General features: G+C 34.4%; 22 protein-coding genes. 19 read left to right on the top strand and 3 right to left on the bottom strand.

Annotated features, from left to right (window positions below):
• Nucleotides 1-21 precede the first annotated feature (21 nt).
• From CSUIS19072_RS05185 to waaC, 3 genes are read right to left on the bottom strand one after another with little or no spacing between them, the layout of a single operon-like run.
• The gene (locus tag CSUIS19072_RS05185) at nucleotides 22-1,083 is read right to left on the bottom strand and encodes a glycosyltransferase family 9 protein (protein ID WP_086293004.1); all 1,062 of its coding nucleotides are present in this window, start codon (nucleotides 1,081-1,083) and stop codon (nucleotides 22-24) included.
• The gene (locus tag CSUIS19072_RS05180; RefSeq protein ID WP_086293006.1) at nucleotides 1,080-1,943 is read right to left on the bottom strand and encodes a lipid A biosynthesis lauroyl acyltransferase; all 864 of its coding nucleotides are present in this window, start codon (nucleotides 1,941-1,943) and stop codon (nucleotides 1,080-1,082) included. The genes CSUIS19072_RS05185 and CSUIS19072_RS05180 overlap by 4 nt, the downstream gene beginning before the upstream one ends.
• Nucleotides 1,936-2,901, bottom strand: a complete 966-nt coding sequence (waaC, locus tag CSUIS19072_RS05175; RefSeq protein ID WP_086242282.1) for a lipopolysaccharide heptosyltransferase I — start codon at nucleotides 2,899-2,901, stop codon at nucleotides 1,936-1,938. The genes CSUIS19072_RS05180 and waaC overlap by 8 nt, the downstream gene beginning before the upstream one ends.
• A 60-nt stretch (nucleotides 2,902-2,961) precedes the next feature.
• Between waaC and CSUIS19072_RS05170 the strand changes: the two genes are divergently transcribed.
• From CSUIS19072_RS05170 to CSUIS19072_RS05080, 19 genes are all read left to right on the top strand, one after another.
• Nucleotides 2,962-3,765 (top strand): 3'-5' exonuclease, encoded by an 804-nt coding sequence (locus CSUIS19072_RS05170; protein ID WP_086293008.1) that lies wholly within the window; start codon nucleotides 2,962-2,964, stop codon nucleotides 3,763-3,765.
• 2 nt (nucleotides 3,766-3,767) lie between these two features.
• Complete coding sequence (locus CSUIS19072_RS05165; protein WP_236847907.1) at nucleotides 3,768-4,583, top strand: DNA ligase; 816 nt, start codon at nucleotides 3,768-3,770, stop codon at nucleotides 4,581-4,583.
• Entirely contained in the window at nucleotides 4,584-4,823 is a 240-nt protein-coding gene (locus CSUIS19072_RS05160; protein WP_086237967.1) for a hypothetical protein, read from the top strand.
• Nucleotides 4,801-5,274: a UDP-4-amino-4,6-dideoxy-N-acetyl-beta-L-altrosamine N-acetyltransferase gene (pseH, locus tag CSUIS19072_RS05155; RefSeq protein ID WP_086293010.1), complete on the top strand. Its 474-nt coding sequence runs from the start codon at nucleotides 4,801-4,803 to the stop codon at nucleotides 5,272-5,274. Before CSUIS19072_RS05160 ends, pseH begins: the two co-directional genes overlap by 23 nt.
• A 150-nt stretch (nucleotides 5,275-5,424) precedes the next feature.
• Entirely contained in the window at nucleotides 5,425-7,482 is a 2,058-nt protein-coding gene (locus CSUIS19072_RS05150; RefSeq protein WP_086293012.1) for an HsdM family class I SAM-dependent methyltransferase, read from the top strand.
• A gap of 46 nt (nucleotides 7,483-7,528) precedes the next feature.
• Nucleotides 7,529-8,569 carry a restriction endonuclease subunit S gene (locus CSUIS19072_RS05145; RefSeq protein WP_236847908.1) on the top strand — a complete coding sequence of 347 codons (1,041 nt, stop codon included), beginning with the start codon at nucleotides 7,529-7,531 and terminating at the stop codon, nucleotides 8,567-8,569.
• A gap of 86 nt (nucleotides 8,570-8,655) precedes the next feature.
• Nucleotides 8,656-9,750, top strand: a complete 1,095-nt coding sequence (pglE, locus tag CSUIS19072_RS05140; RefSeq protein WP_086237963.1) for a UDP-N-acetylbacillosamine transaminase — start codon at nucleotides 8,656-8,658, stop codon at nucleotides 9,748-9,750.
• Complete coding sequence (gene pglF, locus CSUIS19072_RS05135) at nucleotides 9,747-11,528, top strand: UDP-N-acetylglucosamine 4,6-dehydratase (configuration-retaining) (RefSeq protein WP_086237962.1); 1,782 nt, start codon at nucleotides 9,747-9,749, stop codon at nucleotides 11,526-11,528. The genes pglE and pglF overlap by 4 nt, the downstream gene beginning before the upstream one ends.
• Before the next feature lies 1 nt (nucleotide 11,529).
• Entirely contained in the window at nucleotides 11,530-12,435 is a 906-nt protein-coding gene (locus CSUIS19072_RS05130) for a PDC sensor domain-containing protein (RefSeq protein ID WP_086293016.1), read from the top strand.
• Nucleotides 12,419-13,030: an imidazole glycerol phosphate synthase subunit HisH gene (hisH, locus tag CSUIS19072_RS05125; RefSeq protein ID WP_086293018.1), complete on the top strand. Its 612-nt coding sequence runs from the start codon at nucleotides 12,419-12,421 to the stop codon at nucleotides 13,028-13,030. Before CSUIS19072_RS05130 ends, hisH begins: the two co-directional genes overlap by 17 nt.
• A complete protein-coding gene (gene hisA, locus CSUIS19072_RS05120; RefSeq protein WP_086237959.1) occupies nucleotides 13,030-13,740 on the top strand; it encodes a 1-(5-phosphoribosyl)-5-[(5-phosphoribosylamino)methylideneamino]imidazole-4-carboxamide isomerase in 711 nt (236 codons plus the stop codon). Before hisH ends, hisA begins: the two co-directional genes overlap by 1 nt.
• A 64-nt stretch (nucleotides 13,741-13,804) precedes the next feature.
• Nucleotides 13,805-14,170: a chemotaxis response regulator CheY gene (locus CSUIS19072_RS05115; protein ID WP_086237958.1), complete on the top strand. Its 366-nt coding sequence runs from the start codon at nucleotides 13,805-13,807 to the stop codon at nucleotides 14,168-14,170.
• Nucleotides 14,170-14,982 (top strand): 50S ribosomal protein L11 methyltransferase, encoded by an 813-nt coding sequence (locus CSUIS19072_RS05110; RefSeq protein WP_086237957.1) that lies wholly within the window; start codon nucleotides 14,170-14,172, stop codon nucleotides 14,980-14,982. Before CSUIS19072_RS05115 ends, CSUIS19072_RS05110 begins: the two co-directional genes overlap by 1 nt.
• A complete protein-coding gene (gene ftsH / locus CSUIS19072_RS05105) occupies nucleotides 14,982-16,898 on the top strand; it encodes an ATP-dependent zinc metalloprotease FtsH (protein WP_086242280.1) in 1,917 nt (638 codons plus the stop codon). Before CSUIS19072_RS05110 ends, ftsH begins: the two co-directional genes overlap by 1 nt.
• A 5-nt stretch (nucleotides 16,899-16,903) precedes the next feature.
• Entirely contained in the window at nucleotides 16,904-17,515 is a 612-nt protein-coding gene (locus tag CSUIS19072_RS05100) for a phosphatidylserine decarboxylase (protein ID WP_086293020.1), read from the top strand.
• A complete protein-coding gene (gene pssA / locus CSUIS19072_RS05095; protein WP_086242278.1) occupies nucleotides 17,508-18,236 on the top strand; it encodes a CDP-diacylglycerol--serine O-phosphatidyltransferase in 729 nt (242 codons plus the stop codon). The genes CSUIS19072_RS05100 and pssA overlap by 8 nt, the downstream gene beginning before the upstream one ends.
• 127 nt (nucleotides 18,237-18,363) lie before the next feature.
• Nucleotides 18,364-19,875: a 2-isopropylmalate synthase gene (locus CSUIS19072_RS05090; protein ID WP_086293022.1), complete on the top strand. Its 1,512-nt coding sequence runs from the start codon at nucleotides 18,364-18,366 to the stop codon at nucleotides 19,873-19,875.
• A 105-nt stretch (nucleotides 19,876-19,980) separates the two neighbouring features.
• Nucleotides 19,981-20,568, top strand: a complete 588-nt coding sequence (locus tag CSUIS19072_RS05085; RefSeq protein ID WP_086293024.1) for a hypothetical protein — start codon at nucleotides 19,981-19,983, stop codon at nucleotides 20,566-20,568.
• A complete protein-coding gene (locus CSUIS19072_RS05080) occupies nucleotides 20,546-20,944 on the top strand; it encodes a hypothetical protein (RefSeq protein ID WP_337212065.1) in 399 nt (132 codons plus the stop codon). The genes CSUIS19072_RS05085 and CSUIS19072_RS05080 overlap by 23 nt, the downstream gene beginning before the upstream one ends.
• Nucleotides 20,945-21,601 lie beyond the last annotated feature (657 nt).

Below are 21,601 nucleotides of genomic sequence, written 5' to 3'. Positions count from 1 at the left end.
TATTTAGGCTTATAAATTGGTTTAATTAGTTTGAATTTGTATTATAAAGCTATTTTTTATCTCATTTTTAATCCAGTTTATATCAAGAGTGTTTAAGCAATCGCTAATTTGTGAGCCATTACACCCTTCATTTCCGCATGGGACGCACTTTAGAGTGCTTTGAATGACTGTGTGCTTACCCATTTTTTGAATTCCATTTGTATCTTTATAGTAGCTTTTGGATTTGGAGTTATCCCACGGCCCCCAAGCACTAGTATAGCTAGGGCCAAATAACGCTATACAAGGCACATCATTTGCTGCTGCTATGTGCATTATGGCTGTGTCTGTGCCTATGTAGAGTTGTGATTTTGAGCTTAAAAATGCCACTTGGTCTAGAGTTAAATTCCCCATAAATACCATTGGCTTAGATTTACAAAGAGATAGGATATTTTTCATTTTATCAATCTCATTTTGACTCTTATCACAGGTTAGAACCACTTTTTTATCAAGCTCAATCTCGCAAAAGTCAATTATTTTAGCCATTATCTCATCGCTTACACATTTATAATTAAATCTAGCCATTGGGTGAATATGGATAAAATTATTTGGCAAATTTAGATTATACTCATTAAAATATAGGCTAACTTTCGTGCTTTTAATCTCCTTATTTAGGGCGTTTATAGCAGATAAATTCTGCATTACTATATGGCCGCTTGGTTTTGAGATATGGGTTATAAATTTATTTAAAATTCCATTTTTCCCTTTAGGTGATACTATGGTTTTAGCTCCGATAAATTTGGCTAAAAATAGCCCCCTATCGCTCATTTCTGTATTTATCACAATATCAAATTTCTCTTTTTTTAATCCCAAGGCATACCTTAGCTCTAGATAAATTTTTTTAAATATATTTGCTTTTTTGATTATCCCACGCTCATAAATGTGAATTTTCTCAATTTGCGGATTATTTTGTAGTGGTGCTTGTGTGCCGCTATTTACCGCATAATGTATAGAGGCATTAGGATAGTGAGCCTTAAGATTTGAGATTAGCGGTGTAGTTAGTAATACATCGCCGATAAATCTAAATTTTATAATTAATATTTTCATTTATATATCTCTGGGTAGAAGTGCTTAAATTTCTTATGCATCCAAAAATACTCATCTGGTTTGGAGCTTATAACCATCTGCGTAGCGTCGCTTTGGTATTGCGTGGCGAGTTGAATTTTGTCCCCATTTAGGGCATTAATATCGATTGGATCATAAAATATGATTAAATTTTTATCGCCATATCTTTGAATAAAAGCTGGGATTATCACCGCATTTAGCTTAGACGCAAAGATACTAGCAGCATGTGTGTGAGCTATTTTATTAGAGAAAAACTCACACGCTAACCCATCTCTAATATCGATATTTTGATCGACTAAAATCCCAAGAAGACGTCTTTCTTGTAGTGCTTTGATAATCATCTTTGCGCCACCGCTTTTAGGTATTACCTCTATATCGAATTTAGCTCTTTTTTGGCTTAAAATCTTATCCATTAAAGGGCTATCAAGATTTCTACCTACGATACTAACAGCGCCAAATTTCGCCGCCATCGCAAGGCTAAAAAGCTCCCAATTACCATAATGTGCGGTTGTGATGATGATGGGGCGATCTTTAAATTTATCCAAAATTTCTTCATTTTTAAATTCCACTTTGGATAAAATCTGCTCTTTTGAGCTATTTTGATTACGCAAAAACTCCATACCAAAGTAGGCAAAATTGCGATAAGTATCTAAAATAATCTTTTCTATATTATCAAATTTACACATTTTAAGGTTAATTCTCATTATATTTGTATGCTTCTTATCAAATTTATAAAACAGCCTAGCAAGTGCGTCTAAAAGCAGATTTTGAAACTTCATAGGCGTGTAGTTTGCGATAAATTTAAATATTTTATAAAGCAAAAAATATACAAAATCAATCATACAAATTCTCCAAATTCAAAATCTCCCTTGCTAAATTCGCCACGCTAATTGCCGGTATATCATTGATACAATAATCACTCTTATCTATATTTTTAGCATCAATTTTCTTGCCTGTATTGATGGTGCGATTAATGCGTGTTTGATAGCTATTTCTATGACTTGGTCGGTTGCCAAATAGAGTGATAGAGGCTCTATTTTGCGCCCAAGCTAGGTGAGTTATACCACTATCATTGCCGATGACTAATCCAGTATCACAAAGCAAACTCACCACCATCTCTAAGCTCATAGGCTCTAAAATCTTAGCGTGGGTATTTTGTGCGATTAATCTTGCTTGTTGTAGCTCTTTTTGGTTGCCAGAAATTATATTTATCTCATAATCTTTTAGCAAATTTATAAGATCTTTAAATTTATTATAGCACTTGCTTGGTTCGCTTGCAAATGGTGCTATTAAGATGGTTTGTGATGGTTTTGGCTCTTTAGTTGAGCTAAAACAAGCAGATTTGTGGGTAATCTCATCATCGCTAAAATTAAAGCCTAAAGCCTTGCTAGCAAGAGTTAGATTTCTTCTTATAATATTTTCATTATAATCAATACTAAATTTGCTTTTATAAAATATTGAAGCTAGTGGCTCTTTTATGCTATTTTTATCAAATCCAGCGATATTTTTGCCTAAAATTCTAGCTATAATTGCTGATTTTATAAGCCCCTGAAAGTCAATGATAATATCAAATTTACCGCTAAATTGCCTAAGAATTTTATAACTTTTATAAAATTTTTTACTCTTTAAAGGCAAGGCAACGACATTAATATCGCTAATAAGCTCTAAAATTGAGCTAAATTTATCATCGACGAACCAAGTAATATCTGCGTTTTTAAAATGCTTTTTAATGAATTGTATCACGATGCTAGTATGAATTATATCCCCAAGGGCTGATAATCTAATAATTGCTATTTTCAACTAATTTTCCAAGATTTTTTGCTATTATTCTATCCAAATTTGATTAAAAGTTGGTAATCTATGAGCGGATATATCTGTGTTTTTGATTGTGAAACTGTGCCAGATAGCGACTCTTTAAGGGCAGCTTATGGCTATGAAGGCGATGATGAGAGCGTGGCAAAGATAGCACTAAAAGCGCAAAAAGAGCAAAGTGGGAATGAGTTTTTACCTGTTTGCTTTCATAAAGTTGTTACAATTAGTGCGGTAATTGCTGATGAATTTGGTAGATTTAAGCGAGTATCTACAATTGCAGGTAGTAGCGAAAAAGAGAAAATATCTGAATTTATCAAATTTATCAACGAGCATAATCCAAGATTGATTAGCTATAATGGCAGGGGATTTGACCTACCTATGCTGATGATTAGGGCTATGCGGTATAATATCGATGCTAGCGAGTATTTTAGCACTAATGATAGAGTTAGTGGCAAGGATAAGTGGTGTAATTATAGAAGTCGTTATGATGGGGTTTTTCACCTAGATTTACTTGATCACATTAGTGATTTTAAGGCTGTAAGTGGGCTAAAGCTTGATCTGCTTTGTGCTAGTTTAAATTTGCCCGGTAAATATGATGTTTGTGGCGATGAGGTGATGAGCTTGTATTATGGCAAGAAGCAAGATAAGATTGATGAGTATTGTGAGTCTGATACGCTAAATACATATTGGCTGTTTTTAAAATATGAATTACTCCGAGGAAAGCTAAATATAGATGATTATATGGATTATTTAAGCATAATGAGCAACTATCTAAACACGCAAAAACTAGATATGAGCTATACTCCTGTATTTTGTGAATATATAGAAAATGAACTTAATAAAATGAGGTAGAGTTGATTAGATTTTTAATACTATTTTGGCTATTTTGTGCTATCTCTTTTGGGGAGGTTATGCTACTTAAAGAGTATAAAGATGAGAATTTAAGTGGTTGGGTAATGAGCCAAAAGTATGATGGTGTGCGTGCTATTTGGAATGGCAAAGAGCTAAAAAGCCGTAATGGCAACACTATCAATGCTCCAGAAAATTTTATAAAAGCTCTACCAGATTTTGCCCTTGATGGAGAGCTGTGGAGTGAGGTGGGTGAATTTGAGTTTATCACCTCAACTGTATTAGATGAAATCCCAGATGATAAGGCGTGGGAGAGAATTAAATATATGGTATTTGATCTGCCTAGATTTGATGGAAATTTGTATCAAAAAATGGATTATTTAAATAGCTTTTTAAGCTCAAATCCAAGTGAGTTTATAAGCGCTATTAAGCAGATTGAAATTAAGGATAATAATCACGCTTTTGCCTTTTTGGATATGGTAGTAGCAAATGGTGGAGAGGGTATAGTGGTGCGTGATCCAAATACTAAATATACTAGCGGTCGTAGCTCATCAATTCTAAAGATAAAAAAATGGCGTGATAGCGAGTGCGAAATAGTAGCTATAAATGGTGGAAAAGGGAGATTAGAAGGCAAGATGGGATCTCTTGAATGCGTGGATATATTTAGCAAGGTTGCGTTTAAAATCGGCTCTGGATTTAGCGATGAAATAAGAACAAATCCGCCAAAGATAGGCACCATAATCACATATAAATTTCAAAATTTAACTAAAAATAATAAACCAAGATTTCCAATATTTCTAAGGGTTAAAAGGGGCGAATAGATGAGAAAAATAGCGATATTATGCCTAATATCAGTAGCATTAAATGCGATAATTTTTCACAAACCAAAGACAAAAGAGCAAAAAGAGGGCTATAGATATGGCAAGACAATGCGAATGCTGGGCATGGAAAAATGGGAGTGTAATAAATTTAAAAATATCGATGATATTAAATTTGAGTGGTGCGAGTATGGCTGGATCGATAAAAGCGAGGAGATAGATGCTAGAAAAGAGCGTGATTAATAAAGTAGATTTATTAAATTTCAAAGATTTTAATAACTCTCAAATAGAGCTAGTATATAAGTGGAGAAATGATCCTAAAATCGCACAATATATGATAAATAAAAGCATAAAATGGGACGAGCATCTAAATTTCATAAATTCATTAAAAAATAGTAGCGATAAACTATATTTTTTAGTATATCAAGATAATGAGCCAATCGGGGTTATCTCATTTATAAATATAGATAGTCAAAAATGTGAATTTGGTCTTTATGCTAACCCAAATTTACGCAAAATGGGGGATATTTTGATGAGTAGTATAGTTGATTATGCTTTTAATAGTTTAAAGGTTAAAGAGATTTTAGCTAAAGCTTATGCTAATAATCCAAAGGCTATTAATTTATACCAAAAATTTGGATTTGAGATATATAAAAAGAGCGATTTGATGGTATATTTTAGCCGTAAATTTTAGAATTTAGCTATTTTGGTGCCTTGCCAAACCCACAAACCTTTTTATTTTGACTAAATTGAAGCTTAAAATCAAAATTAAATTTCAATTATTAGATTAATTATTTTTTAAATTTAGTTATAATCCATTTTTCAAAGCATTAAAGGAATATAAATGGCAAAACTTCAATCAGTAGAACCACAAATCGCAGACTTAGCAAATGGTTGGCTAAAATCATATGGACTAGACTACAAACTAGAACAAGAATCAACTGGCAATAGCCAAATTGACAACGCATTAAATGAATATTACTCAAAAAATGGCGGACAAGGTGGCAATCGCCCTGATGCTAAACTCTTATTAGAAGATAAGTGGGGGGTATATCCTATCCTTATAGAGTATAAAGGTTATAAAGATAAATTAATAAAATTAGATGATAAAAATCAAGTAGCAAATAAAACTGATAAAAACGAACCTGATTTTAAAAATATCAACTCTTATGCGCTAAATGGCGCAGTCCATTACGCAAATGCGATTTTACACTATACAAATTACGAAGATATTATTTCAATCGGTATGACTGGCTATAAAGATGATTTTGGCACTTTACAGCACGAAATCGCCGTTTATCTAGTCTCAAAAAGTAATTTTGGCATAGGTCAAGAAGTAGGCAAATTTAGTGATTTTTCATTTTTAAAAAAAGAAAATTTTAATGATTTTATAGACAAAGTAAAAGAGCTAAGCCTAAGCGATGAAGAAAAAGCACAAATCAAAGAAAAATTAGACCTAGAAATAGCCACAAGCTTAACAAAACTAAATAATGATATTTACAAAAACGAAAGCGGACTTGGAGAAAATGATAGAGTCTATCTAGTAACGGCTTCTATCATCGCTACAATTGGAATTCCAAAAGCTGTAAAACCACTAGAAAAAGCCGAACTAAAAAGCCTAGATGAAGATGGTAATAGAGATGGCGATATCTTAATGCGAAAAGTAAAGGCGTTTTTAAACAAAAAAGCTATCCCAGATGACAAAAAAACCCTCATCACTCGCACACTAGAAAATACCATTTTAAGCGAAAATTTAAATAGAGTGATAAATGGCGAAACCCAACTAAAAAGAGTTTTTAGCAAGATTGTAGATGACCTTGGGATTTATTATAAAACTGATTTAAGCACAGATTTTACTGGCAAGCTCTTTAATGAGATGTATTCTTGGCTAGGATTTAGTCAAGATAAGCTAAATGATGTCGTGCTAACGCCATCTTATGTAGCTACACTTTTAGCTAAACTCGCTAGAGTAAATAAAGATAGCTTCGTTTGGGACTTCGCTACTGGTTCGGCTGGGCTTTTGGTGGCTGCTATGAATGAGATGATAAAAGATGCCAAAAATGAGATAAAATCATCAGATGAGCTAAGAATAAAAATCGCTAATATCAAAGCAAAGCAACTTCTAGGGCTTGAAATTTTGCCTAGCGTTTATATGTTAGCAATTTTAAATATGATTTTAATGGGTGATGGTAGCTCAAATATCTTAAATAAAGATAGTTTAACTGATTTTAGCGGAAATTACGGCTTTGGCGTAAATGATGGAGTAGAATTCCCCGCCACTGCCTTTATCCTAAATCCCCCTTACTCAGCTGCTGGCTGTGGTATGGTTTTTGTCCAAAAAGCTCTAAAAATGATGAAAAACGGCTACGCCGCTATAATCATACAAGGCTCAGCCGGCTCTGGCAAAGCAAGCGAATATAATAAAAAAATCTTAGAGCAAAACACACTAATAGCAAGTATAAAAATGCCTATAGACCTTTTTATCGGCAAATCAAGCGTCCAAACCTACATTTATGTATTTCGCATAGGTGAAAAGCATAATAAAGATGAGATGGTTAAATTTATAGATTTTTCAAATGATGGCTACACTAGAGCAAATCGCAAAAAGGCAAAAGCTAGTCTAAATCTTCGTGATACAGGCGACGCAAAAGCTAGATATGATGAATTAGTAAATCTCGTGCGCTTTGGCAAATCTAAGCTAAATATTTTTACAGACAAAGAATACCACGAAGAGACAATAGACCCAAATAGTGGCTCTGACTGGAACAAATGTGCACCTATTGATACAACGCCTACTTTAAACGACTTTAAAAAATGCGTAAGCGACTATCTAGCCTGGGAAGTAGCTCAAATCATAAAAAATGAAACAACACAAAATTTAAACCAAAAGGAGTTACTTTAGCAAAGAGCTAGAAAAAATAAAGTGGCAAGAGTTTAGGATTGGGGATTTGTTTGAAAGTTCAAATGGAAATTTTGATATTAAAAAAGAGCATATAAATGGTAATGGCGAATATGTAATTACCGCTGGTTTAAGCAACAATGGAATTTTAGGAAAGACTGACATTAAAGCAAAAATTTTTGAGCCAAAAACAATTACTATTGATATGTTTGGTTGTGCTTTTTATAGACAATTTCAGTATAAAATGGTAACTCACGCGCGAGTTTTTTCTCTAAAACCATCATTTGAAATCACAGATAAACAAGGAATGTTTTTATCTTGTTCGTTAAATTTTTTGCGTTTTTTATTTGGATATGAAAATATGTGTTCTTGGGAAAAAATTAAAAATCATAAAATAAAACTACCCATAACCGCTAGTGGCGAAATAGATTTTGATTTTATGGAGAGCTTTATAGCGGAGCTAGAAGCTGAGCGTGTGCGTGAGCTAGAAGCCTATCTAAAAGCCTCTGGTCTAAGTGATACTACTTTAAGCCCTGATGAAAAGAGCGCTTTAAATACTTGGAATTCTAGAATTTGGCAAGAGTTTAAATTTAAAGATATATTTAACAATATCAAACAAGGCAGAAGAGTTAAAAAAGATGATCAAATAGATGGCGATATACCTTTTATAATGTCTGGCATAACAAATACAGGTTTTGTAAAAAATATTTCTAATCCTATTGAAATTTATCCTAAAAATTCAATAACAATAGATATTTTTGGTAATACTTTTTATAGAAATTATGTTTATGGTGCTGGTGATGACACAGGTATTTACTGGAACGATATGAAAGATTATTCAAAGCTTGTAATGCTATTTTTTACTACTTCTATGGCTAAATCTGTTTATGGAAAATTTGATTTTGGTAAAAAATTAAGAAGCTCTCAAAGTTTAGATTTTACAATGAAGCTACCCATAACCGCTAGTGGCGAAATAGATTTTGATTTTATGGAGAATTTTATCAAAGCCATTCAAAAGCTAATTATAAAAGATCTTGTGATATGGAGCCAAAAAAAGATAGAAGCCACAAAACAAGTAGTAGGCTTATAAATTAAATTTAACTTTATTTGAGATATTAATACTAAGTTTATTCTAACTTTGATAAAATATCGCTACTAATTATCAAGGGAAAGATTATGGCTAGAGTCTTTTTAAGCGCACCATATATGGGTGGTAATGAGCAGAAGTATGTTAAAGAAGTGTTTAAGAGCAATTATATAGCTCCACTTGGAGAGTTTGTAGATAGATTTGAAAATAGCATTAAAGAGTATTGTAAGGTTTCAAATGCTCTAGCGTTAAATTCAGCCACAGCAGGACTTCATCTAGCACTTCGCACATTTGGGATTAAAGATGGCGATATAGTGCTAGCCTCTACCTTTACATTTGCAGCAAGCGTAAATCCTATAATGTATGAAAGATGCCAGCCAGTCTTTATAGATAGCGATGAGAGCTGGAATTTAAGCCCAAGATTATTAAAAGAAGCTATTAATAAAAGTGATAAAAAGCCAAAAGCCCTTATCTTAACCCATCTTTATGGACAAGCTGCTAAGATAGATGAAATTTTAGAAATTTGCAAAAATGAGAATATAAAAGTTATAGAAGATGCGGCCGAAGCTCTTGGTGGATTTTATAATGATAAGGCTCTTGGGACATTTGGCGATGCTGGAGTTTATAGCTTTAATGGTAATAAAATAATAACTACAAGTGGCGGGGGAATGCTAGTAAGTAGCGATGCTGATTTTATCGCAAAAGCAAGGTATTATAGCACTCAAGCAAGGGAGCCGCTACTTCATTATGAGCATTTAGATTATGGGTATAATTATAGATTAAGCAATGTCTTAGGTGCTATTGGTGTAGGGCAGATGGAGGTCTTACAAAGTAGAGTAGAGCGAAAAAGGCAGATATTTAAAATATACTCAAATTTACTTGGTGATGTGGCTGAATTTATGCCTGAAATTCCAAATTCAAAAGGAAATCGCTGGCTAACTACGCTTTTATTTAAAGAGAAAAATAGCCACTTGAAAGTTATAGAAGCCTTAAATAAAAATGATATAGAGAGCAGACCATTATGGAAGCCTATGCATATTCAACCTGTGTTTAAAGGTGCTAAATGCTTTATTGATGGCACGAGTGAAGAGTATTTTTCAAGGGGAATTTGCCTTCCTAGCGGGGCTGATATGAGTGATGAGCTGGTTGAAAAAATTGCTAGTATCGTTAGGAGTGCGTTGTGATTAGGGCGACTAAAAGGCGTAGAGTAGCCTTTTTTCTCTTATGCGATATTTTTATATTTACCCTTAGCATATATTTTGCTTTTTTGCTTAGATTTAGCGGGGATATTCCAGAGATTTTTATCCCTGGAATGATATATAGTGGGATTATTTTAGCTATTATAAAAATCGCATTATTGTGGGCATTTCGAATTTACCGCGTTCCGTGGAGATTTTTTGGTTTAAATGAGTCTAGGAAGATTACTTTGGCTTGTCTGCTTTGTGCTGGGATATTTTTTTGTATATTTTTATCTTATGAGGAGATTTTTGCTCCATTTCCAAGAAGTGTTATTATCATAGATGCACTTCTATCAGCTATAATGGTTGGTAGCTTAAGGATTTCAAAGCGAGTTTTACTAGATTTTAAAAAGAGCAAAAATGGCAATCCGTGCGTGATTATTGGCTCTACTTCTAAGACTTTACAAATTTTAAAAGGATTAAAAAGCGGTTATGCTAACTACTATGCAGTTGGGGTCGTAGATGGTAGGAAGGATTTAGTAGGGACATATTGCGATGGGTATAAAGTAGGTCATAAAGATGAGTTAAAAAGCTATGTAGATGATGGCGTAAAGAGTGCTATAATCGCTTTAAAACTTATGCCAAATGAGCTTAAAGAGCTATATGATGAGCTAGATGCTTTAGGCTTTAAGGATATTAAGATATTTTCTCTAATTGGGCAAAATAATCAAGGAATTACTGATATTAGCATTGAAGACTTACTAGCTAGAAAGCCAAAAGACCTTGATAGTAGCGTGGTTGAGAGTTTTATCGGTGGTAAGAGCGTTATGGTTACTGGTGCTGGTGGAACTATAGGTAGTGAGATATGTAAGCAGTGTTTGAAATTTGGTGCGAAAGAGATAATAATGGTAGATCACAGCGAGTATAATCTCTACCAAATAAATGAAGCTACAAACGCTGATAATCGTAACCGCTTAGTGATGTTAAATATCACGCATAAAAGCGAATTTGAGAGCGTATTTGCTAAGTTTAAGCCATATATTGTCATTCACGCCGCGGCGTATAAGCATGTGCCACTATGCGAGTTTAACCCCTTAGTTGCAGTGCAAAATAATATCTTAGGGACTAAAAATGTGGTAGATTTAGCTAAAAAATATAATACCCAAAAAGTAGTATTGATCTCTACAGATAAGGCCGTTAGACCAACTAACATTATGGGCGCTACTAAAAGAGTATGCGAGCTATATGCGTTAAATTCAAATACCAGCTCCACTGAGATAGTGGCAGTAAGATTTGGTAATGTGCTTGGTAGTAGCGGTAGCGTAATCCCTAAATTCAAAGCCCAAATCGCAGCCAATGAGCCATTAAGTGTAACTCACCCTGAGATCACAAGGTATTTTATGCTAGTTAGCGAGGCTTGTCAGCTAGTACTTCAAGCAGCTAGTATAGCTAAGGGCGGGGAGCTTTTTGTTTTAAATATGGGCAAGCCAGTCAAAATAGCTGATATGGCACAAAGAATGTTAAAATTAAGCTCCAAAGAGCATTTGGGTATTAAATTTGTAGGTCTTCGACCAGGTGAGAAGCTATATGAGGAGCTACTAATTGACCCAAGCGATGTAGCGACTAAATTTGAGAGTATATTTGTAACTAAGAGTAAGCCATATGATATTGATAAATTAAATTTACAAATTTCAAATTTATTAAATAGTCAAAGCCAGCAAGATATAGAGGATAATCTAAAAGCTATAGTTACAGAATTTAACCATAATAAAAATAGGAATTAATGTGACATTTAAAGAGATTGAAGAATTTAGCCAAATACGCTATAAAGCTAGAGCCTATCTATGTTATCTATTTAATAGAAATATCCCAAATAATCTACCAGGAGTTAGTGCTCAAAATATCAAAGATGGTTTTGATAAGATCGCTCATGAAGTTGATGGATTTGATGCTTTTTATATACTAGATAAAAATGGAATTCAGCTAGAAGACACCATAAGCTTAGATCCTAAAAATATAATTGGCAAAGGTGCTAATAGAAGTAATAAGGCTTATTATTATAGGAGTGTGCGTGAGAGGCGTTGTGTATTAACAGATCCATACCCTTCAAGCCTTACTAATCGTCTTTGCGTTACAGCATCTATGCCTATTTATAATGAGAATAAAGAGCTAGTTTATGTAGCTTGTATGGATATTGGCTTAAGTGAGCTTTTAGCTATTGTTAGCCCTGGGTCGGTTGATGGTATATTTGGTAAATTTACAAAGCTTATATACTCGGTTTTCTCCCTTGCACTCTTTGTGATTTCGCTTGTTTTATTTATTTATGGGATAAAGGGCTTTGTGCTAAAGAGCTTTAATGAGATTAATATTAGCGAGGTTTTTGAATCCACTATTGTGCTGACTTTAGCACTTGCGATATTTGATCTTGTTAAGGCTATTTTTGAATCTGAAGTTTTAGGCAGACCAAATCATCATCAAAATGGCGGAAGCAGAACGATGGTAAGATTTATAGGCAGTATCATTATAGCCTTAGCTATTGAGTCATTAATGCTTGTTTTTAAATTTGCTATTACCGATCCAAGCCAGATATTTTATGCTATCTATCTTATTGGCGGGGTTGGATTTTTGATGATTGCGCTTAGTTGCTATTTGTTTGTTTTAAGAAGGAGTAGTATTGATAGGGATTATTGATTATGGTGCTGGGAATATTAGAAGTGTGCAAAATGCGCTTGAGTTTGTAGGTGCTAAGAGTGAGCTAGTTAGCGATGCTGATCGTTTAAAGGAGTATGATAGACTTCTTTTACCTGGAGTTGGTGCTTTTGGCAAGGCGATGGAAGAGCTAAAATCTCGTGGCTTAGATAGTGCGATTTTAGAGTTTATATCTAGTGGTAGGCCATTTCTTGGGATATGCCTTGGAATGCAACTTTTGTTTGATAAAAGCTATGAATTTGGCGAGCATAGCGGTTTGGGTGTGATTAAAGGAAGCATTGTAGAGTTTGACAAAACTAAATTTAAAGAGCCATTAAAAGTTCCGCATATGGGTTGGAATATGGCTAAATTTACAAAACAAAGCAAGATTATAAAAGGTCTTAAAGATAGTGCTTATCTATATTTTGTGCATTCATATCATGCTATTTGTGATAGCAAATTTGCACTAGCTTATACAGATTATGGATATGAATTTGTCAGTGCTGTAGAGTATGAAAATGTCTATGGCTTTCAGCCTCATCCTGAGAAATCTCACGATAATGGGCTAAGAATTATTAAGAATTTTATGGAGCTATAATGGAAAAATATATGGCAATAGATTTAAAAGATGGCAAGGCAGTAAGGCTATCAAAGGGGGTTATGGATAGTGCGAAAATTTACTCTAATGAGCCTTGGGAGCTAGCTAAGAGATTTAGCGATGCTGGGGCAAAGTGGCTACATATTGTAGATTTAGATGGGGCTTTTGCTGGAGATGCGTTAAATTTAAAAACCATAGAAAAGATAGTGAGTGCGACGAATTTAAATATACAAATTGGCGGTGGAGTTCGTAATGAAGAGCGTATAAAGAGCTATTTAAGCTCAGGTGTAACTAGATTGATCTTAGGCTCAGTGGCACTTAAAAATCCTGAATTTGTAAAAGAGATGGCAAAAAAGTATAGAATAGTTGTAGGCATTGATGCTAAAGATGGCTTTGTAGCGGTTGAAGGCTGGGCTGAAGTTAGCAAGATGGAGGCCACTCATTTAGCTAAATTATACGCAGATGCTGGAGTAGAGGCGATAATAGCTACTGATATTAATAATGATGGTATGCTTTGTGGGTTAAATTTAGATTTTACCACTTCTATCGCAAAGGCTAGTGGCATTGCCACAATCGCAAGTGGAGGAGTAGCAAATTTATCTGATTTAGAGGCTGCAAGCAAGGCTAAAGGGGTATCTGGAGTTATAATCGGAAAGGCGTATTATGAAGGCAAAATAGGGCTTAATGATATTTTTGGAAATAATTTTTAGTTATTAAAGTTATTTTAAAAGTAATTTTAGATAAAATACCGCCAAAGTTGTGAAAGGATAGTTATTGAAGTTATTAGTTGTTGATGATAGCTCTACTATGAGAAGAATTATAAAAAATACATTAGAAAGACTTGGTCACAAAGATGTATTACAAGCAGAGCACGGCGTGGAAGCTTGGGATTTACTTTGCCAAAATCCAGATATTGGTGTTTTGATTACTGATTGGAATATGCCTGAAATGAATGGTTTGGAGCTTGTCAAAAAGGTAAGAGCAGAGTCAAAATATGAAAATATGCCTATTATAATGGTAACTACAGAAGGTGGTAAAGCTGAGGTTATCACAGCGTTAAAAGCTGGCGTAAATAACTATATAGTCAAGCCATTCACCCCTCAAGTTCTTAAAGAGAAGCTTGAAGATGTCCTTGGGTAATGAAAGATAAATATTACGAATTAAAAGTCTTATCTTCGCAAATAGAGCTATTAAAAGATCTTGTATTTGAATTTGGATTTACCTGTATAGAAGAGATCGATAATGGCTTTATCATTAGAGATGAAGATAATTTAAATGATATTAAATGGGGACTTGAAGAGTTTGCTAATCGCCTTGAGTATGATATAAAGAGCGATTTGCAGCTTAAAGATAATAAAGATTGGATTGATGAGTATAAAAAGGGTGTAGCCCCTATCGTGGCTGGTGATTTTTATATTAGACCTAGTTGGGAGCAGCCAAAAGATGGGTTGATAGACATTATCATTGACCCAGCTCTTGCCTTTGGATCAGGGCATCATGAGAGCACAAATTCATGCCTAAAGCTAATCTCAAAATATGCTAAAGATTATAATGAAGCCTTAGATGTAGGCTGTGGTAGCGGTATTTTAAGCATAGCTATGGCAAAGCTAGGTTTGAGCGTGGATAGCTGTGATACAGATGAATTGGCAGTTAAAAGCACGATTGATAACGCTCAAAAAAATAGCATAAATATACACAAGGTCTGGACTGGCTCAGTGATAAATAGCGACCAATGCTACGATTTAGTGGTGGCTAATATTATCGCTGATGTTATACTATTTCTTGCAAATGACCTAAAATCTAAAGTCAAAAATAGTGGTATTATCATACTATCTGGAATTCTAACAAAATATAAAAGCAGAGTTATCAACGCCTTTAGTGAATTTGAGTTAGTGGAAAATTTAACTCAAAATGAGTGGGAGAGCTTTGTATTTAAAAATCAAGGAAAATAATGGAAAATAAAAATCAATCAAATGGAAATAATAATAGTTTTTTTAACAAAAATCCTATTTTAGTATTTGCGATTTTTGCTGTGGTGATGGTGCTTATATTTCGCAGTATAAGCCCTGATGAGATGGGGATTTCTAGTGGAAATTCTAAAAATATCAGCTACTCAGAGTTAAAATCACTCATTAAATCAAAGCAGATAAATGAAGTTGTGATTGGTCAAACCACAATCAAAGCAAGTGGAAATTCTCAAACATATGTGGTTAAAAAGGTTGCAAACGACCAGACTTTAGTTCCACTTTTAGAAGAGAATAATATCAGTTATGGTGCATATAGCGAGAGTAATTGGCTAAGCGATATGCTATTTTCTTGGGTTATTCCTGTGTTTATATTTTTTGCTATTTGGATGTTTCTTGCTAGTAGAATGCAAAAAAATATGGGTAGCGGAATTTTGGGTATGGGAAGCAGTAAAAAGCTAATTAATAGCGAAAAGCCAAAGGTTAAATTTGATGATGTTGCTGGAGTTGAAGAGGCTAAAGATGAGGTTAAGGAGATTGTAGATTTTCTTAAAAATCCTGAGCGATATATCCGCCTTGGGGCTAAGATACCAAAAGGGGTATTATTAGTAGGGCCTCCAGGAACTGGTAAAACCTTACTTGCTAAAGCTGTGGCCGGTGAAGCTGAAGTGCCATTTTTTTCAGTTTCAGGATCTAGCTTTATAGAGATGTTTGTTGGCGTTGGTGCAAGTAGGGTTAGAGATCTTTTTGAAAATGCTAAAAAAGAAGCCCCAGCTATTGTCTTTATCGATGAGATTGACGCCATTGGTAAAAGTAGAGCCGCTGGATCTATGATGGGCGGCAATGATGAGAGAGAGCAGACTTTAAATCAGCTTTTGGCTGAAATGGATGGCTTTGATAGTGATAAAAGTCCGGTAATTGTCCTAGCAGCGACTAACCGCCCAGAGGTTTTAGATGCGGCACTTTTAAGACCAGGTAGATTTGATCGCCAAGTTTTGGTTGATAAACCTGATTTTAAAGGTCGTGTGGATATATTAAAGGTGCATAGTAAAGAGGTTAAACTCTCAAATGATGTCAATATGGATGAGATTGGTCGTTTGACTGCTGGGCTTGCTGGGGCGGATTTAGCTAATATTATAAATGAAGCCGCTCTTTTGGCTGGTCGATCTAATAAGGCTAAGATTGACCAACAAGATTTAGTTGAAGCGGTTGAGAGAGCTATTGCAGGGCTTGAGAAAAAATCTCGCCGAATAAATCCAAAAGAGAAAAAGATAGTTACATATCACGAGTGCGGACATGCCCTTATAGCTGAAACTACTAAAGGTGCTGATAAGGTTACTAAGGTTTCAGTTATCCCAAGGGGGATAGCAGCTTTGGGCTATACTCTAAATGCCCCAGAAGAGAATAAATTCTTAATGCAAAAGCATGAGCTTATAGCAAAAGTTGATGTTCTCTTAGGTGGTAGGGCAGCAGAGCAAGTATTTATCAAAGAGATTAGCACAGGTGCTAGTAACGACCTTGAGCGTGCTACTGATATTATTAAAGCTATGGTTTCAATGTATGGAATGACTGATGTAGCAGGGCTTATGGTGCTTGAAAAGCAAAGAAATGTATTCTTAAATGGTGGTCAAACCTTAAAAGATTATAGTGATGATATGGCAAAAAAATTAGATGAATTTGTAAAAAATTTCTTAAATGAGAGATTTGAAGCAGTTGTAGCTACACTTGAGCTATATCGTGGTGCTATAGAGAAGATGGTAGAGTCTTTATATGAAGAAGAGACCATAGAAGGAGCTAAGGTAAGAGCGATTATTAGGGAGTTTGAAGAGGCTAATGGATTGCCTACTCGTTTGGTTGATATCGAAGATGAGAATTCAGATATTAAAAAGGCAAAAGAGAATTAAAATAGATGGATAATCTAGGAATTATAAGCAAATATGGCTATAAATGCGTTTTAATATCGGGATTAATTTTTATACTATCTTGGATTTTTGATATTTGGTTTTGGCTTTTTGCTGCTTTATTTATTGCTACTTTATGGGTATATAGAAACTCTGAGAGACTACCACAAAGTGAAGAAGCAAAGGCTATTTTATCACCAATTGATGGGATTGTAGAGAGTATAACAAAGTGCAATTATAATGGACAAAGCTATAGCCAAATTGTGATTCGCAATAGAATTTTTGATTCTGGGGTTTTGCGTGCCGTTTGCGATGTTGATGAGTTGATTATCAAAAAACGAAGCGGTCTTAATATACATAGTAGCGATTCAAATCTAAATTTACTTAGTAACCGAGTTACTATAATGTCAAAAAAAGAGGATATTATAATCCGTATTAGCACTTCAGCGTTTAGCTCTAAAATATATTTAGAAAATTTCACTCATATGAAATCTGGTCGTAGAATTGGTTTTTTAAAAGATGGCAAAGTCGCAGTTTTAATGCCGTTAAATACGAGAATATCTTATTCCAAAGGGGATAAAATTAAAGCTTGTAATGTTATAGGTTATATAGATGAATAATAATAAATTTATATACATACTTCCAAATTTATTTACAGCCGGTAGTGCATTTACTGGTATTATTAGTATTTTAGCAAGTGCAAATGGTGAGTTTGGTAAGGCTATTTTTTATATTGTAGTCTCACTTGTGCTTGATGGTTTAGATGGTAGAGTGGCAAGACTTACAAAAACTACTTCTAAATTTGGGGTAGAATTTGATAGTTTGGCTGATTTAGTGGCTTTTGGAGTGGCTCCTGCTATGCTATTTTATTTTAGTATTGCAGATGAATTTGGTAGATTTGGCTCGCTTATTACGGCGATGTTTGTGGTATTTGGTGCGATTAGACTAGCTAGATTTAATATTACAACCAATGAAAATGAGCCAAATATATTTATCGGTTTGCCTATTCCAACTGCTGCTATAGTGGCTGGATTTTGGATTGGAATTTATAATAAATATGAGATTATGCAAGGATATGAGTTTGCATTTCTTATTTTAATGTGTCTGCTTTCTATATTGATGGTTTCTAATGTGAGGTATCCAAGCTTTAAAAAAGTGGATTTTAGCCGCTCAAATTACATTAAAGCTCTTGTTATATTAGTAATTATATTCTCTTTTTTATATTTATACCCATTAGAATCAGCCACTGCTTTGATTTCTATTTATACTATATATGGTATAATTCGCGCTATTTGGGCAATGTTTTTTGCCAAAAATATAAAGATAAAGGAGCAAAAATGATAGCAAATGGTAAAAAAATTTATATATTTATTTATAAACTCTCTTTGTTAAATCTGCTCTGTAGCTCTTTTTAATTCAAATTCATGCGTAATACGCTATAAAATATTTTAAATTTAAGGATAATAAAATGGATAAGATTATAATTTTTGATACGACTTTAAGAGATGGTGAGCAAAGCCCTGGTGCATCTATGAATACTGAAGAGAAAATTCAAATAGCACTTCAGTTGGAGCGTCTTGGGGTTAATGTTATGGAGGCTGGATTTGCCGCTGCTAGTCCTGGGGATTTTGATGCGATTAATCAGATTGCTAAACAGGTAGAAAATATTAAGGTAGCTAGCCTTTCAAGAGCTCTTGAGCGCGATATTAAGGCGGCTGCAGATGCCATTGCACCGGCTAAAAATAAAAGAATTCACACATTTATAGCCACTAGCCCAATCCATATGGAACACAAGCTTAAAATGAAGCCAGATGAAGTTATCAAAAGAGCAGTTGAAGCGGTTAAATACGCTAAAAGCTTTGTAGATGATGTTGAATTTAGCTGTGAAGATGCTGGAAGAAGCGATATATCATTCTTAAAAGAGATTTGCGATGCGGTGGTAAATGCTGGAGCTAGAACCTTAAATTTACCTGATACGGTGGGTTTTAGATTGCCTTATGAGATAGCTGATATGGTTAGAATCATGAGTGAATATATCGGCAATAGAGCTATTATCTCAGTTCATAATCACAACGATCTTGGCCTAGCTGTAGCAAATACTTTAGCAAGTATAAAAGCTGGAGCTAGACAGGTGGAATGCACCATAAATGGACTTGGAGAGAGAGCAGGTAATGCTGCTTTAGAAGAGATCGTTATGGCGATTAAAACAAGAAGCGATGAATTTAGTGGATTATATACTGATATTGTTACAAAAGAGATCTACCCTACAAGTCGCCTAGTAGCTAGTATCACTGGTATTGAGCCTCAGCCAAATAAGGCAATTGTAGGTAAAAACGCCTTTGCTCACGAAAGTGGCATTCATCAAGATGGTATGTTAAAATGTGCTCAAACATATGAAATAATCAAAGCTGAAGATATAGGTGCTAAGAGAAATACTCTAGTTTTAGGTAAGCATAGTGGCAGACACGCTTTTAAAGATAAGCTTATAAATTTGGGTTTTGATCTTGATGATGATGAGATTAATGAAGCTTTTGGTAAATTTAAAATACTTTGCGATAAGAAAAAAGAGATTTTTGATGATGATATTAGAGCGCTTGTAAGCGATGAGATTATTAAAATTCCTGAAATTTATACTATTGAGGCCTTAAGCACCAACTCTTGTAATTTAGGCCACGCAAGTGCGGCAATTAGTATTAAATTTAATGATGATATTATCAGTGATGCAGCTCTTGGCAATGGCACAGCCGATGCGATATTTAAAGTGATAGATAGAATTAGCAAGGTTGCTGGTGAGTTAAAAGATTATAAGGTCTCAGCAGTATCACAGGGCAAAGACGCTCTTGCGAAAGTTACGGTTAAAGTGGCATTTGGCTCTGGTGAGCCTCCATTTATCGGGCATGGGCTTGATATAGATACTATGATGGCAAGTGCAAAAGCATATGTAAGTGCGTTAAATAGCTATTTAAGTATGAAAAAATAATAATATGAATTTGGCTATTTATAGCCAAATTTGCTTAGCATATTTTACACTCATAAGGTCAAAATATTTTTTTAAAAAATCCGATATATGGATAAAGGAGATAAAATGCAAGTAAATAACACAAATAGCTTAGATTTTCTAAGTATCAATCCAAATTCCCAAACCAATATCGACAAAATCAAAGAGTCTGCAAGCAAAGTAAATGCAAACGAGCTAACAAGAGGCTATTATATGCAGTTTATGCAGCAAACTCTTGATTATTCAAATGGCAATTTTAATATGCAAATAGGTCTTACTAGCCTTAGCTTTACTAATCAGGATAGTAGCGCAAGCGATTTCACTCAAGGATTAAAAGATCTATTAAACCAAAATATAAATATCACTGGCTACAATGGCAAACCAATTGGCGATCTAAGCTCGCAAGAAGCAAGTAATCTAATAAGTGATAATGGATACTTTGGTATTAATAATACCGCAAATCGCATAGCTGATTTTGTCATAAATGGAGCTGGTGGCGATGTAGAGAAGCTAAGAAGCGGTCTAGAAGGGGTCAAAAATGGCTTTTCTCAAGCTGAAGCCCTATGGGGACAATCCTTGCCAGATATATCGCAACAAACAATGGAAAAAACGCTAGATAGATTAAATCAAGCTATTATGGAGCTTAGCGGTAATGCTATCAATGTTACTGCGTAGTGTATTTTTGATTATTTTTACGCTTTTAGTGGCTGGGTGCGTAGCTACTAAAAGCACACAAGAATTAGTTAAAAATAACTATATAAAAGGCACTATAACCTCCATTAGTAAGGTAAATGGTGGCTATGTCTATACCATCACATCAACTTATACAAGCAATGGTAAGCTCTCATCAGCACAAGGATTTAGCACGAAACCTTGCAATGTAGGGGATTTAGTTTATGCGAGATTAAATGGAGCTAAATTTGATTATTTTGCTATTTTAATCCAAGGCTATGAAAGCATAAAAGAGCCAGCCATAATCAAAAATTACCATCGCAGCAAGAAAAATCTCACAGCAGATAAAATTCCAGTAGCCGAAAGCATAGAGTTTTAATATCATAATAAGAAATTTATTTACGCTTTTTATACAGATATATAAGATATATATAAATACTAGCTTTGTATATAAAATTTGGCTAAACAAGGCTAAATTTTACTATTTTTCTTTTTAGCCACTTCGCTTTATTATAATTCACCATATTTTTTGGCTTACGGTTAAATTGAATAATCATAATTTCATAATAAAATTTCGCTCCACTTCTTACACGGAATTTTTACTAATCCATTGGCGAAAATTTAAAATGCAACCATTGACCCTTCATTCTTGTGCTTTGCACTCTCTTTGAGAAAGTCCCTATTTTTAACTTCGCAGACTAGCCAAGCTAGTCTTTTCGACCAAAGGGGAGCCTTTGGAAACCCCTAAAGTCCCTACTCCGTAGGGTGACCCTATTAAAATCTGAGCTAACGCTCAGCTTTTATAAAATAAAAAAGCCAAACTGGGAAGGGGCTCTGATTTTTAAGGGATAGGGGAACCCATTTTTACCTACTTTTAACGCACGAACAAAGTCCGTGCTAAAGTAGCAAATACTAAAGTCCCCATAAATGGGGTACCCCACTTGTGGGGGGCTTTAGGTGAGTCAAGGGAGTGTAGCTCCTTGTCGCAAAGGTCGGCTTTGCTGACCTGCGAAGTTAAAAATGGATAGGGGAAACT

The organism is Campylobacter sp. RM19072 (assembly GCF_024723485.1).
GTDB lineage: Bacteria > Campylobacterota > Campylobacteria > Campylobacterales > Campylobacteraceae > Campylobacter > Campylobacter porcelli.
This window is presented reverse-complemented; position numbering and strand designations above follow the sequence as displayed.